Below are 13,078 nucleotides of genomic sequence, written 5' to 3' on the forward strand. Positions count from 1 at the left end.
GGAGATGGATTTCAGCGCAATCATCCCCGCCCTGCCGGGCCTGGTCGACGGCATGCTGATGACCCTGCAGCTCATGGTGCTGGGCATCATCGGCGGCGTGGTGCTCGGCACCCTGCTGGCACTCATGCGCCTGTCGCACAACCCGCTGCTGTCGAAGCTCGGCGCCCTGTACGTCAACTACTTCCGCTCCATCCCGCTGCTGCTGGTGATCACCTGGTTCTACTTCGCGGTGCCCTTCGTGCTGCGCTGGATCACCGGCGAAGACACCCCGGTGGGCGCGTTCACCTCCTGCCTCATCGCCTTCATGATGTTCGAGGCGGCGTACTTCTGCGAAATCGTCCGTGCCGGCATCCAGGCCATCCCCCGTGGGCAGATGGGCGCCGCCCAGGCCCTGGGCATGACCTACGGCCAGACCATGCGCCTGATCATCCTGCCCCAGGCGTTCCGCAAGATGACCCCGCTGCTGCTGCAGCAAAGCATCATCCTGTTCCAGGACACCTCGCTCGTTTACACCGTGGGCCTGATGGACTTCCTCAACGCCGCCCGTTCCCGTGGCGACATCATCGGCCAGCCGCACGAATTCCTGATCTTCGCCGGCCTGGTGTACTTCACCGTCAGCTTCGCCGCCTCGCAGCTGGTCAAGCTCCTGCAAAAAAGGTTAGCCGTATGATTTCGATCAAGAACGTCAACAAGTGGTACGGGGAATTCCAGGTGCTGACCAACTGCAGCACCGAGGTCCAGAAAGGTGAAGTGGTGGTCGTCTGCGGGCCGTCCGGCTCCGGCAAATCCACCCTGATCAAGTGCGTCAACGCGCTGGAGCCCTTCCAGAAGGGCGACATCGTCGTCGACGGCACCTCCATCGCCGACAAGAAGACCGACCTGCCCAAGCTGCGCTCCCGCGTCGGCATGGTGTTCCAGCACTTCGAGCTGTTCCCGCACCTGTCGATCACCGAGAACCTCACCATCGCCCAGATCAAGGTGCTCGGCCGCAGCAAGGAAGAAGCCACCGCCAAGGGCCTCAAGCTGCTGGAGCGCGTCGGCCTCTCCGCCCACGCCCACAAGCACCCGGGCCAGCTATCCGGCGGCCAGCAGCAGCGCGTCGCCATCGCCCGCGCCCTGGCCATGGACCCGGTGGTGATGCTGTTCGACGAACCCACCTCCGCACTCGACCCGGAGATGGTCAACGAAGTGCTCGACGTGATGGTGCAACTGGCCAACGAAGGCATGACCATGATGTGCGTCACCCACGAGATGGGCTTCGCCCGCAAGGTCGCCGACCGGGTGATCTTCATGGACGCCGGCCAGATCGTCGAAGACTGCCCCAAGGAAGAGTTCTTCGGCGACGTCAGCCAGCGCTCCGAACGCGCCCAGCAGTTCCTCGCCAAGATCCTGCAACACTGATGCACCGCGCCCCTCTCCACCTCGGAGAGGGGCCGCGTCGCCCCACCCGCCGCTCGGCGCCCCGCACCGACTGGCAAGGCCCGGACCACTTATGATGCAATGCCCTCCCGCCAGCCTCCGCGCCGTGCCGCCCGCATTGACCGTGAAACCGCGCCTGCTCCGCCACCTCTCGCTGACCCTGCTGCTGGTCCTGGCCATGTTCGGCGTCGGCTGGGTCGGCTACCACCTCAGCGAGCTCTCCGGCATCCGCGCCCTGCGCGAGAACGGCGAACGCCAACTGGAACTCCACGCCCGCGCCGTGGAGAGCGAAATCAACCGCTACACCTACCTGCCCAGCCTGCTGGAGCTGGAATCCAGCGTCAGCCACCTGCTGCTCAACCCCACGCCCTACCGGCGCAACCTGGTCAACGACTACCTCGAAGGGCTCAACCGCCGCAGCGGCAACCGCGCCATATTCCTCCTCGACACCAACGGCCGCGTGCTGGCCACCAGCAACTGGCGCGACGCCGACAGCTTCCTCGGTGAAGACCTGGCCTTCCGCGCCTACTTCCAGCAAGCGATGAAGGGCGAGCCCGGGCGCTTCTACGGCATCGGCAGCACCACGGGCGAGGCCGGCTACTACCTGGCCCACGGCCTGCGCTACGAAGGTCGCATCATCGGCGTCGCGGTGGTCAAGGTGAAACTCGAGGCGCTGCAGGAGCGCTGGGAAAAGGCCCGTCTGCAGGCCTTCGTCAGCGACGAGAACGGCATCATCATCCTCTCCAGCGACCCGGTCCTGCGCATGAAGGCCATCCGCGCGCTCTCCGCCGAAGACAAGGAGCGCCTGGCCCGCAGCCTGCAATACCACTGGTGGGCGCTCAACGAATGGCAGCCGCGTTCGCGCCAGGACCTGGGCGACGGCCTGGAAACCCTCAGCTTCGCCTCGCCCCTGCCCGACGGCGGCGAGCAGGAGATCGCCTACCTGGCGCAGAGCCGGCCGCTCAGCGACACCCCCTGGCACTTCAGCCTGCTCTCGCCCCTGGCCGACCTGCGCCGCGAAGCCGTCATCCACGGCCTGCTGGCCGCCGCCGGCCTGGCCCTGCTGGCCTTCCTCGCCATCGCCTGGAACGAGCGGCGCAAGGTGCTCGCCACCCGCCTCGCCGCCCGCGAGGCGCTGCTCCAGGCCAACAACGAACTCGAACGCAAGATCGCCGAACGTACCCAGGACCTGCGCTCCAGCAACCAGCGCCTGATGGGCGAGATCCGCGAACGCCGGCAGACCGAGGAGAACCTGCGCAAGGCCCAGGACGGGCTGGTCCAGGCCGGCAAGCTGGCGGTGATCGGGCAGATGTCCACCAGCATCGCCCACGAACTCAACCAGCCCCTGGCCGCCCTGCGCACCCTCTCCGGCAACACCGTACGCTTCCTCCAGCGCGGCGCGCTGGACGTGGCCAGCACCAACCTCACCGCCATCAACGAACTGGTCGACCGCATGGGCCGCATCACCGCCAGCCTGCGCGCCTTCGCCCGGCGTGCCGACGACCATGGCCAGGCCAGCCTGGGTAAGGCCGTGGACGCGGCACTGTTCATCCTCCACACGCGCCTGGAACACACCCCGCTGACCCTGCACCGCGCCTTCACCGATGCCCGCCTGGCCATCGACCAGACCCGCCTGGAGCAGATCCTGGTCAACCTCATCGCCAACGCCCTGGACGCCATGAGCGGCCAAGCCGACTGCCAGCTCTGGCTCGACGGCCACGACGAAGACGGCACCTACATCCTCCGCGTGCGCGACAACGGCCCCGGCATCTCCCCGGCCGTGCGCGAGCACCTGTTCGAACCCTTCTTCACCACCAAGCCCGGCGAACACGGCCTGGGCCTTGGCCTTACCCTGTCCGCCAGCCTCGCCACCGCCGCCGGTGGCAGCCTCGGCGTGCAACACCCCGAGGACGGCGGCACGGCCTTCGAGCTGCGCCTGCCGCAGATCGCCGCCCCCTCCGAAACGAGCCCCCGCCCATGACCGAGCCGCTCAGCGTCCTTATCGTCGAAGACGACCCCCACGTCCTGCTCGGCTGCCAGCAGGCACTGGCCCTGGAAGACATCCCCAGCATCGGTGTCGCCAGCGCCGAGGAAGCCCTTAAGCAGATCGGCACCGACTTCGCCGGCATCGTCATCAGCGACATCCGCCTGCCGGGCATCGACGGCCTCGAGCTGCTCGCCCGCCTCAAGGCCCGCGACCGCAGCCTGCCGGTGGTGCTGATCACCGGCCACGGCGACATCTCCATGGCGGTGGGCGCCATGCGCGACGGCGCCTACGACTTCATGGAGAAGCCCTTCTCCCCCGAACGCCTGGTGGAGGTCACCCGCCGCGCGCTGGAGCAGCGCGGCCTGGCCCGCGAAGTCACCGCCCTGCGCCGCCAACTGGCCGGGCGCCAGTCCCTGGAGCAACGCATCATCGGTCGCTCGCCGGCCATGCAGGCTCTGCGCGAGTTGATCGCCAACGTCGCCGACACCGCCGCCAACGTGCTGATCGAAGGCGAAACCGGCACCGGCAAGGAGCTGGTCGCCCGCTGCCTGCACGACTACAGCCGGCGCCAGCCCCAGCAGTTCGTCGCGCTCAACTGCGGCGGCCTGCCGGAGAACCTCTTCGACAGCGAAATCTTCGGCCACGAGGCCCACGCCTTCACCGGCGCCGGCAAGCGCCGCATCGGCAAGATCGAGCACGCCCACAACGGCACCCTGTTCCTCGACGAGATCGAGAGCATGCCCATGAACCTGCAGATCAAGTTCCTCCGCGTGCTGCAGGAGCAGACCCTGGAGCGCCTCGGCTCCAACCAGCCGATCCCGGTGGACTGCCGCGTGGTCGCCGCCACCAAGGCCGACCTCGACGAACAGGGCAAGGCCGGCCAGTTCCGTAGCGACCTCTACTACCGCCTCAACGTGGTGACCCTGGAGTTGCCGCCGCTGCGCGACCGCCGCGAAGACATCCTGCTGCTGTTCGATCACTTCCTGCAGCTCGCCTCGCTGCGCTTCGACCGCGCCATGCCGGAGATCGACCGCGCCACCGTCTCCAGCCTCATGGCCCACGATTGGCCGGGCAACGTGCGCGAACTGCGCAACGTCGCCGAGCGCTACGCCCTCGGCCTCCCCGTGTTCAAGAAGACCGGCCTGGCCCTGGACGGCAACGAACCCAGCTTCGCCGAAGCCGTGGAAGCCTTCGAACGCAACCTCCTCGGCGACGCCCTGGAACGCCACGGCGGCAACCTCAGCCAGGCCGCCATCGCCCTCGGCATGGCCAAGACCACCCTGTTCGACAAGGTCAAGAAATACGGCCTCTGACCCGCCCCCAGCCAAACCCGGACGCCCTCGCCACGTAGGGTGGACCCCGCTCCACCGGTCCACCTTTCATACTCGCCGGCCACTCCGCCGGTGGATGAAAAAAGCGTCATCCACCCTTGTATCTCGACTAACTACCCCTTCAGGGGTAATAGTTCCCGACTGATCATCGGGGGAGGGGCTGGAAGTCGTGTCCACCCTTAGGCCCTGAGCCTGCGACGTAGATAGTGCTCCGCCCCTCCACACTCACTCGAACAGCCCGAACGGTATCTTGAGCCCAGAGCTCGCATTCACAAGGTTGGGCCGGGTGCAGTGATGATCGCATTTGGAACGATCAGGAGGAGCACACATGCCCAGTGTCATTGGTGTCGACATTGCGAAGCACACGTTCGATATCGCCACCCTGCAGGCGAACGGCAAGTACCGCACCAAGGCCAAGTTGGTCAACAGCGAGGCGGGCTTTCGCACGCTGCAGGAGTGGCTGAACAAGCACAGCGAGGCGGGTGCCTGGGTCGTGATGGAAGCTACCGGCATCCACCATGAAGCCCTGGCCGAATGGCTGCTGGAGCAGAACTATCGGGTCTGCGTCCTCAACCCAGCGCAAATCGCTCACTACGCCCGCAGTCAGCTGCAGCGAGTGAAAACTGACAAGGTCGACGCCAAGCTGATCGCCGAATACGGCGAGCGCCACCAAGACGAGCTACGGCCCTGGCAGCCTGAACCTCGCGCCATACGGCGCCTGAAAGCACTGATGCGGCGCCTGGCGGATCTGCAGGAAATCCAGCAGATGGAGAGCAATCGCCTGGAGGTGGCTGATACCAGCGTGCAGGAGTCGATCCGCTCAGTGTTGCGGCACATCGAGCAACAGATCGAGGAAACCCTCAAGGCCATCAACGACCACATCGACAATGACCCGGATCTGCGCGGCAAACGTGATCTGTTGACCAGCATCGATGGCATCGCGGACAAGACAGCCGCCCTGATCCTGGCGGAGCTGGGCGACCCTCATCGCTTCACCAGCAGCCGCGCGATTACCGCCTTTGCCGGGCTCAACCCGCGTTTGCAGGAGTCTGGTAAATACCGGGGGCAGACCCGCATTTCCAAGATGGGCTCATCGCGGCTACGTGCTGGGCTGTACATGCCTGCCGTTTGCGCCCTGCAGCACAACGGGGCGATCAAAGCGATGAGAGAACGCCTCAGAGCCAAGGGCAAGACCGGCATGCAGATCATCTGCGCAGCGATGCGTAAGCTGCTGAACATCGCTTATGGCGTCTTGAAATCGGGCCAGCCGTACGACGTAAAACTGGCCCTTGCTCACTAGGGATCAAGACGGTATCTACGGCGCGGATGTGGGGTGACGGCATCCCCGTGGGAGCGAATTCATTCGCGATGCTTCTCCACCGGCCAACTCTGGATGCCCTCGCCACGTGGACCCCGCTCCATCGGTCCACCTTTCGTACTCGCCGGCCACTCCGCTGGTGGATGAAAAGAGCGTCATCCACCCTACAAAGGTGCCACCGCAAGACACCAAGGATGGGAGTGGGTGTAGGGGCGAATTCATTCGCCCGCTCTTCTGCTGGGCACCGAAAACGAGCCACAAACAAAAACGCCGGCCCAGTGGCCGGCGTTTTCCTTGTACCCGAGACGTCAGGCGGCGAAACCACCGTCGATCGTCAGGTTGGCACCGGTGATGTAGCCCGCTTCCGGGCCGGCCAGGTAGGCCACGAAGCTGGCGATCTCCTCGGCCTTGCCATAGCGCGCCAGCGCCATCATCTGCTTGAGCGATTCGGCGAAGTCGCCTTCGGCCGGGTTCATGTCGGTGTCCACCGGGCCAGGCTGCACGTTATTCACGGTGATGCCACGGGGGCCCAGGTCACGGGACAGGCCCTGGGTGAAGCCCGCCACCGCCGCCTTGCTCATGGCGTAGACCGAGCCACCGGCAAAGGGCATACGCTCGGCGTTGGTGCTGCCGATGGTGATGATGCGACCACCCTCGCCCATCACCCGGGCGGCTTCCTGGCTGGCGATCACCACGCTGCGCACGTTCACCGCCAGGGTGCGGTCGAGGTCTTCGATGGCGAATTCCTCGATGGGCGCCACGGCCAGCACGCCGGCGTTGTTCACCAGGATGTCGAGGCGGCCGAAGCTGTCCACGGTGTAGCGGATGGCGCCGCGCAGGGCCTGCTCGTCGCTGCTGTCGGCCTTGATGGCCAGGGCGCGGCCACCGGCCGCCTCGATGGCATTCACCACCTCTTCGGCGGCCTGGCCGGAGGCGGCGTAGGTCAGCGCCACGGCGGCACCTTCACGGGCCAGGCGCTTGGCGATGGCAGCACCGATACCGCGGGAGCCGCCCTGGATGAATGCAACCTTGCCGCTGAGGGTTTGAGTCGAGGTCATGATGGTTCTCCAATTGTCTGTAGGGGTATTCGGGCTTGGCCGCTTGGCTGTTGCTCGATGACGGGGCCAGTATCGGAGAGAGATTGACAACCGATAAGCCGTCAATCGCTATATTCTTTCGATCCAAACGGTTTACATTGACGCCATGGGAACCCTCAACAACATCGAATGCTTCGTCCGCAGCGCTGAGGCCGGCAGCTTTGCCGAGGCCGCACGGCGCCTGGGCCTGACGCCAGCGGCAGTCGGCAAGAACGTGGCGAAACTGGAAAGCGGGCTGGGGGTGCGGCTGTTCCAGCGTAGTACACGCAGCCTGAAACTCACCGAGGCCGGCGAGCGCTTCCTCGCCGAGGTCAGCGGCGGCCTCGCCACCCTCCAGGGCGCGGTGGCCAACCTCGCCAGCGCGGGCGGCCAGCCGGCGGGCAACCTCAAGGTGAGCATGGGGCTGATGTTCGGCCGCGAGTACATCGTGCCGCTGCTCGAGGGCTTCCTCGCCCGCTACCCCGCCATCGTCCCCGACTGGCATTTCGACAACCGCCAGGTGGACCTCATCGGCGAAGGCTTCGACATCGGCATAGGCGGCGGTTTCGAGCTGCCCCAGGGGGTGATCGCCCGGCAGATCGGCCCGGGGCATCGCGTGCTGCTGGCCTCCCCCGGCTACCTGGAGAAACACCCGCAGCCACAAGCGCCGGCGGACCTCCCCCAGCACGACGGCATCCTGCTGCGTTCACCGCAGACCGGCCGCGTGCGCAACTGGGTGCTGCGCAACGGCAGTGACGACCAGTCCCCCATCGACCTGCGGCCGCGCATGCTGATGAGCGACCCGGAAGCCGCCTGCCACGCCGCGTGCATGGGCCTGGGCATCACACTGGTCAGCACGGTGCACGCGGTGCACTTCATCGAGCGCGGCCAGCTGGTGCGGGTACTGCCGGACTGGCACGTGCTCTCCGACCCGCTGTGCCTCTACTTCAGCGCGCAGAAGCTGTTGCCGGCCAAGACCCGTGTCTTCATCGACCATGTGGTGCACGCCTTCCGCGAGCAGGGCCTGGCCGAACGCTTCTCCGCCCAGGGCCCGGCCTGCGGCGGCCGGGGCTGATCGGCACCGTTGCCACTCAGGCAATAGTCATTATCGAAGTGGGTGATTTTTCCGCCCCCGGGGCCGCGGATAACCTTTGTTCATCAAAGGACAACGCCACCCCAGGGGGCCCGAAATGAATCGCCTGCTCGCCATCGCACTCGCCGCTACCACCCTCATCCTCGCTGGCTGCGCCAGCCAACCGGAGCCGCGCCCGTATACCGATGCCGAGGTCAAGCAGTTCTCCCTGGAGATGCTCAACCGCGCCGGCCTGCCCTACGAGGATTACGAGAAAGTCCGCTCCGCGCTGATGAACCCCAAGGTCTCCAGCGCCAGCCGCGACTACGAGGCCGCCTTCATCCGCCGCAACGAGGGCTGAACCCGGGGCTATGCTTTGCGCTCGACCGCCTGGCCACCAGGCGGCCACGACCGAGCGAAAGGCCCGCCCCAATGAGCAGCACCGCCTCCCCCACCGCCCATCGCGAATGCGCCACCTCACGGCTCATCGATGCACCGCCGGCCCGGGTCTTCCGCGCCATCGCCAGCCCCGAGCACCTCGCCCGCTGGTGGGGCCCGAACGGCTTCAGCAGCACCTTCGAGCTCTTCGAATTCCGCCCCGACGGCGCCTGGCGCTTCACCCTCCACGGCCCCGACGGCACCGACTACCCCAACCACAACCTGTTCCGCGAGATCACCCCCGACCGGGTGCTGATCGAACACCTCTCCGACGACCACCACTTCTTCCTCACCATCACCCTCACCCTGGAAGGCACCGGCACGCGGGTGGGCTGGCAGCAGGTCTTCGACAGCGCGGAACACCGCAAACAGATCGCCACCTTCGTGCTGCCGGCCAACGAGGAAAATCTCGACCGCCTAACCGCCGAAGTGCGCAACGTCGACTGGCCCATGGCCTGAAGACCGTGCCGCCAAGCCCCGCATCCGTAGCGCTTCCGTAGGATGGCGTAGAGCGCAGCGAAACCCATCGATGCGAGGCTCGGCTTAGGACATTGGTATCCGCCCGGACGCAGACTTCATTGCATCAGGCCACGCCTGCGCTGCAGGACTTCTTCGAGGCTCTGAGCACTGCCGACGGTATCGATACGTCCGGAATGAACATCCACCAGATAGGCATTCACACCCACCCGGCAGTAGCCGATGAGCCCCTGCTCGACATAACCCCTGGTATTGCCCTGCACAATCCAGCAGTCACCTCGCTCTGAAAGCGTGCAGGACGAGACGACGAATTGATCCAACGGGTCGTCGTACACCTGGCGATTGTCCAGGGCGAGGACGATGGCGCGGGCCGCCGCCTCGTCGATCATGCGGGCTTCCCGCTGGCCAGCGGGCGATGAAGGGGGTTACGACTCAGCATGATCGGCGGTTCCCTGTGCCGGAGGTTCGAGGACAGGACTCTAGCGCCATCGGCAGCGGATGGGAGCCGTGCAGGCCCCATCCTTCGCTCGGAAACACACAGGTTCAGTCCCCCAGGTCCTCATGGTGGTCCGAGAAGCCCTGCCGCCAGTAGGCCGCGACGCGCATCGCCTCCTTCGGCTGCCCCTTCTCCACCAGCAGGGCGCGGGTGCGGGTCATCATGCCGTGCTCGCCGGCACCCCAGGCGTAGCCTTCGCCAGCCGGCAGCTGCAGGGCCTGTACGGCGGCGACCAGTTCCTCCGGCGTATCCACCCAGCGCAGGTCGAGGTTGGCAGCGCTGTGCAAATCGCGGCGGTCGGCCTCGGCCAGTTGCACGATGGCGCTGACGCGGGCGCCGGCCGGCAGCTCTTCCAGGCGCCGGTGGATCGCCGGCAGGGCGCTGGAGTCACCCACCAGCAGGTGCCAGTCGTAATCCATGGGAATGATCATCGAGCCACGCGGGCCGCCGATCAGCGCGGAGTCGCCCGGCTGCGCGCGCTCGGCCCACTCGCAGGCGCCGCCCTCGCCGTGCAGGGCGAATTCGAGGGTCAGCTCGCGACGTTCAAGATCGAAGTGGCGCGGCGTGTAGTCGCGGCGGATGAGCTCGCCCTGCTCGTCCACGAACATGAACTTGATGTGGTCGTCGAAGGAGGCGGAAACGAAGTCCGCCAGTTCGTCACCGCCGAAGGTGACGCTCATGAAATGCGGGCTGATGCGCTCCACGCGGAGCACGTCCAGCTCGCGGCGGCGCAGTTCGTGGCGCACGCGCTGCACGCGGCGGGTCTGTACGGGTTGTTCCATGGGCTGTTGCTCGCAAGGAATGGTTGATAACATCAACGATCATAAAAACCACTAGTTGATACTGTCAACCATATGACCGCCGATACAGCCGAAGACGTCTTCGAATCCATCCACTCCGTCATGCACCTCTACCGCGCCCGGCAATACCGGACGCTGCGCGACGGCGCCCACGACCTCGCCCACATGGAATTCAAGGCGCTGAACTTCTTCGCCCACAATCCGGGGGCGACCCAGAGCGACCTGGTGGCCCACTCCGGGCGCGACAAGGCGCAGATCGCCCGCCTGATCCAGGCGTTGCGCGCCAAGGAGCTGCTGGAAGGCAAGGCCGACGAGGCCGACAAGCGCAGCATCCGGCTCTACCCCACCGCCGCCGGCACGGCTCTCCACCAGGCGGTGCGCCAGCAGGGCCGGCGCCTCAACCAGGTGGCGGTGGACGGGTTCAGCCAGGCGGAATGCCAGCAGCTGCTCGACCTGCTGGCGCGGGTGCAGGCCAACCTGAACGCCGAAGACTGACGCCCAACCCCCGAGGGATGCGCAGCGGCCGCCGACACCGCAGAATAGGCGCCGCGATTTTCCCCACCGGTCAGGGACGACAGATGCACGACAACGATGAAATCCAGGCGATCCGCCAGCAGTTGGCCCGCCCCGCCACGCAGTTCACCGCCGGCGGATTCCGCCCCACCCAGGCCGACGACGAAAGCTGGCTGGGCCGGGTCTTCCTGTTCCGCCCCGACGAAGGCATCCCCTGCAACGCAGCCGGGGACGCGATGCTGCCCCTGGCCCAGTTCCACCTGCCGAGCCTGCCGGTCAACCACCCGCTGCTGGCGGATGTACGGGTGCTGACCCTGTTCATCTCCGCCGATTTCGGCGAGCCGCTGGAGCCCATGGGCGCCCACTGGCTCATCCGCGAATACGGCCACCACGAGGTGCTGGAGCGCAAGGAGCTGGCCGCGCCGGCTTCCTTCATCAAACCCTTCCCGCTCAAGGCCGAACGGCTGGACGAGGACTACCCGCTGTGGGACGGCGGCGGCGTGCCGGCGGACCTGGAAGACCGCATCCTCGAACTGGAACGCCAAGGCACGATCGACAGCTACTACAACATCGTCAGCCACTGCTACGCGCACAAGATCGGCGGCTACCCGTCCTTCTGCCAGTCCGGCATCGACCCGGGCGACGGCTTCGAATTCGTCTTCCAGATCTCCTCCGACGCCAAGATCAACCTCAACGTTGTGGACAGCGGCAGCCTGATGTTCTGGAAGCACCGCAGCAGCGGCGAATGGGCGCTCTACTACGACTTCTACTGAGCCCAGCCCCCTCACCCACGGCTCATCCCAACGCAGGCCCCCATGCAGGCATTCCCCCAGAAACAGATCCGGGCCCACTACGACGCCCGCACCCTCCGCGTCTACCAGGCCTACTCCGACGCCATCGCCGACAGCGCGCTGGCCCACGGCACCTTCGTCTCGCCGCCCTTCAAGCTGGAGCGCATGACCTGGATAAAGCCCTCCTTCCTCTGGATGATGTACCGCGCCGGCTGGGGCCTGAAGGACAGCGGGCAGAAGCGCATCCTCGCCCTCGACATCAGCCACGAAGGCTTCGCCTGGGCCCTGGCCAACAGCTGCCCCAGCCACCCGGAGCCGGGCCAGGGCAAGGAGGAATGGGAGCGCATCAAGAACGCCTCGCCGGTGCGCATCCAGTGGGACCCGGAGCGCAACCTGCACCTCGAGCCGCAGCCCCACCGCGCGATCCAGATCGGCCTGGGCCCGGAGGCTTCAAGGCGCTACGTGGAGCAGTGGATACAGGGCATTACCGAGGTCACCGGCCTGGCCCATGACATCCACGCCCTGGTGCAGGCCGGAGAGCTGGAAGAGGCGCGGCGCAGGCTGCCCGAAGAGCGCGAATACATCCCTTGAAACACCTGCTCCTCCGACCCGGCCGGCGGCGTGCGTCAGCGGGTTAGCGTCGTCACGAAAGCCGTCTACGCTCACCCACGACCCGCCCGCCATCCACTTCAGGAGGACACCACCATGGCATTGCGCATCAACGATACGGTCCCTGACTTCAAGGCCGAAACCGACCAGGGCAGCATCAGCTTCCACGATTGGATCGGCTCCAGTTGGGCCATCCTCTTCTCCCATCCCAAGGACTTCACCCCGGTGTGCACCACCGAGTTCGGCGCCGTGGCGCAACTGGCCGCCGAATGGGCCAAGCGCGGCACCCAGGTGATCGGCGTCTCGGTGGACGGGGTGCAGGCGCACCAGAAGTGGAAGGGTGATATCGAGGCGTTCTGTGGCGCCAACGCCACCTTCCCGATCATCGCCGACGAGTCCCTGGCCGTGTCCAAGGCCTTCGACATGCTGCCCGCCGAAGCCTACCTGCCCGATGGCCGCACCGCCGCCGACACCGCCACCGTGCGCTCGGTGTTCATCATCGGCCCGGACAAGAAGCTCAAGCTGTCCATGACCTACCCGATGTCGGTGGGCCGCAACTTCGCCGAAGTGCTGCGTGCCCTCGACGCCCTGCAGCTGACCTACAACGTGCCCCTGGCCACCCCGGCCAACTGGACCGAAGGCCAGGACGTGATCGTCGCCCTCGCCCTCAATGACGACCAGGCCCGCGAGAAGTACGGCAGCATCGACATCAAGCTGCCCTACCTGCGCACCACCGCCGCGCCGAAGTAGG

At 66.3% G+C, this 13,078-nt stretch carries 15 protein-coding genes; 12 read left to right on the plus strand and 3 right to left on the minus strand.

Features of this window, described 5'->3' with window-relative positions; all coding sequences use genetic code 11:
- The first annotated feature begins 4 nt into the window (after positions 1 to 4).
- The 5 genes from PI990_RS20055 to PI990_RS20075 all read left to right on the plus strand — a co-directional run bounded on the left by PI990_RS20055 (position 5) and on the right by PI990_RS20075 (position 6,037).
- Positions 5 to 670, plus strand: coding sequence for an amino acid ABC transporter permease (locus PI990_RS20055; RefSeq protein WP_037022405.1), 666 nt, complete (start codon positions 5 to 7; stop codon positions 668 to 670).
- Positions 667 to 1,401, plus strand: a complete 735-nt coding sequence (locus PI990_RS20060; protein WP_271658244.1) for an amino acid ABC transporter ATP-binding protein — start codon at positions 667 to 669, stop codon at positions 1,399 to 1,401. The genes PI990_RS20055 and PI990_RS20060 overlap by 4 nt, the downstream gene beginning before the upstream one ends.
- 94 nt (positions 1,402 to 1,495) lie before the next feature.
- The gene (locus tag PI990_RS20065) at positions 1,496 to 3,400 is read left to right on the plus strand and encodes a sensor histidine kinase (RefSeq protein ID WP_271658245.1); all 1,905 of its coding nucleotides are present in this window, start codon (positions 1,496 to 1,498) and stop codon (positions 3,398 to 3,400) included.
- A gap of 44 nt (positions 3,401 to 3,444) precedes the next feature.
- Positions 3,445 to 4,719, plus strand: coding sequence for a sigma-54-dependent transcriptional regulator (locus PI990_RS20070; protein WP_271661330.1), 1,275 nt, complete (start codon positions 3,445 to 3,447; stop codon positions 4,717 to 4,719).
- Positions 4,720 to 5,065: 346 nt separating this feature from the next.
- Positions 5,066 to 6,037 carry an IS110 family transposase gene (locus PI990_RS20075; RefSeq protein WP_271658246.1) on the plus strand — a complete coding sequence of 324 codons (972 nt, stop codon included), beginning with the start codon at positions 5,066 to 5,068 and terminating at the stop codon, positions 6,035 to 6,037.
- 326 nt (positions 6,038 to 6,363) lie between these two features.
- Here the strand turns inward: PI990_RS20075 and PI990_RS20080 are convergent, their stop codons facing one another.
- Positions 6,364 to 7,113 carry a 3-oxoacyl-ACP reductase family protein gene (locus PI990_RS20080; RefSeq protein ID WP_271658247.1) on the minus strand — a complete coding sequence of 250 codons (750 nt, stop codon included), beginning with the start codon at positions 7,111 to 7,113 and terminating at the stop codon, positions 6,364 to 6,366.
- 145 nt (positions 7,114 to 7,258) lie between these two features.
- Here PI990_RS20080 and PI990_RS20085 point away from each other — a divergent pair, with 145 nt between their 5' ends.
- From PI990_RS20085 to PI990_RS20095, 3 genes are all read left to right on the plus strand, one after another.
- A complete protein-coding gene (locus tag PI990_RS20085) occupies positions 7,259 to 8,206 on the plus strand; it encodes a LysR family transcriptional regulator (protein WP_271658248.1) in 948 nt (315 codons plus the stop codon).
- A 115-nt stretch (positions 8,207 to 8,321) separates the two neighbouring features.
- Entirely contained in the window at positions 8,322 to 8,564 is a 243-nt protein-coding gene (locus PI990_RS20090; RefSeq protein WP_021222218.1) for a hypothetical protein, read from the plus strand.
- A 71-nt stretch (positions 8,565 to 8,635) separates the two neighbouring features.
- Positions 8,636 to 9,100 carry an SRPBCC family protein gene (locus tag PI990_RS20095; RefSeq protein ID WP_271658249.1) on the plus strand — a complete coding sequence of 155 codons (465 nt, stop codon included), beginning with the start codon at positions 8,636 to 8,638 and terminating at the stop codon, positions 9,098 to 9,100.
- A 116-nt stretch (positions 9,101 to 9,216) separates the two neighbouring features.
- Here PI990_RS20095 and PI990_RS20100 read toward each other — a convergent pair whose 3' ends face one another.
- Together PI990_RS20100 and PI990_RS20105 are read right to left on the minus strand one after the other, a co-directional pair.
- Positions 9,217 to 9,507 (minus strand): hypothetical protein, encoded by a 291-nt coding sequence (locus PI990_RS20100; protein WP_271658250.1) that lies wholly within the window; start codon positions 9,505 to 9,507, stop codon positions 9,217 to 9,219.
- 154 nt (positions 9,508 to 9,661) lie between these two features.
- Entirely contained in the window at positions 9,662 to 10,396 is a 735-nt protein-coding gene (locus tag PI990_RS20105) for a siderophore-interacting protein (RefSeq protein WP_271658251.1), read from the minus strand.
- Positions 10,397 to 10,468: 72 nt separating this feature from the next.
- On the opposite strand from PI990_RS20105, the gene PI990_RS20110 reads away from it, so the two are divergent.
- From PI990_RS20110 to PI990_RS20125, 4 genes are all read left to right on the plus strand, one after another.
- Positions 10,469 to 10,909, plus strand: coding sequence for a MarR family winged helix-turn-helix transcriptional regulator (locus tag PI990_RS20110; RefSeq protein WP_271658252.1), 441 nt, complete (start codon positions 10,469 to 10,471; stop codon positions 10,907 to 10,909).
- 83 nt (positions 10,910 to 10,992) lie between these two features.
- Positions 10,993 to 11,700 carry a DUF1963 domain-containing protein gene (locus PI990_RS20115; protein WP_271658253.1) on the plus strand — a complete coding sequence of 236 codons (708 nt, stop codon included), beginning with the start codon at positions 10,993 to 10,995 and terminating at the stop codon, positions 11,698 to 11,700.
- 42 nt (positions 11,701 to 11,742) lie between these two features.
- The gene (locus PI990_RS20120) at positions 11,743 to 12,309 is read left to right on the plus strand and encodes a DUF4291 domain-containing protein (RefSeq protein WP_271658254.1); all 567 of its coding nucleotides are present in this window, start codon (positions 11,743 to 11,745) and stop codon (positions 12,307 to 12,309) included.
- Positions 12,310 to 12,423: 114 nt separating this feature from the next.
- A complete protein-coding gene (locus PI990_RS20125) occupies positions 12,424 to 13,077 on the plus strand; it encodes a peroxiredoxin (RefSeq protein ID WP_021222224.1) in 654 nt (217 codons plus the stop codon).
- Position 13,078: the final 1 nt, after the last annotated feature.

This window comes from Pseudomonas sp. TUM22785, assembly GCF_028198105.1.
GTDB lineage: Bacteria > Pseudomonadota > Gammaproteobacteria > Pseudomonadales > Pseudomonadaceae > Metapseudomonas > Metapseudomonas solani.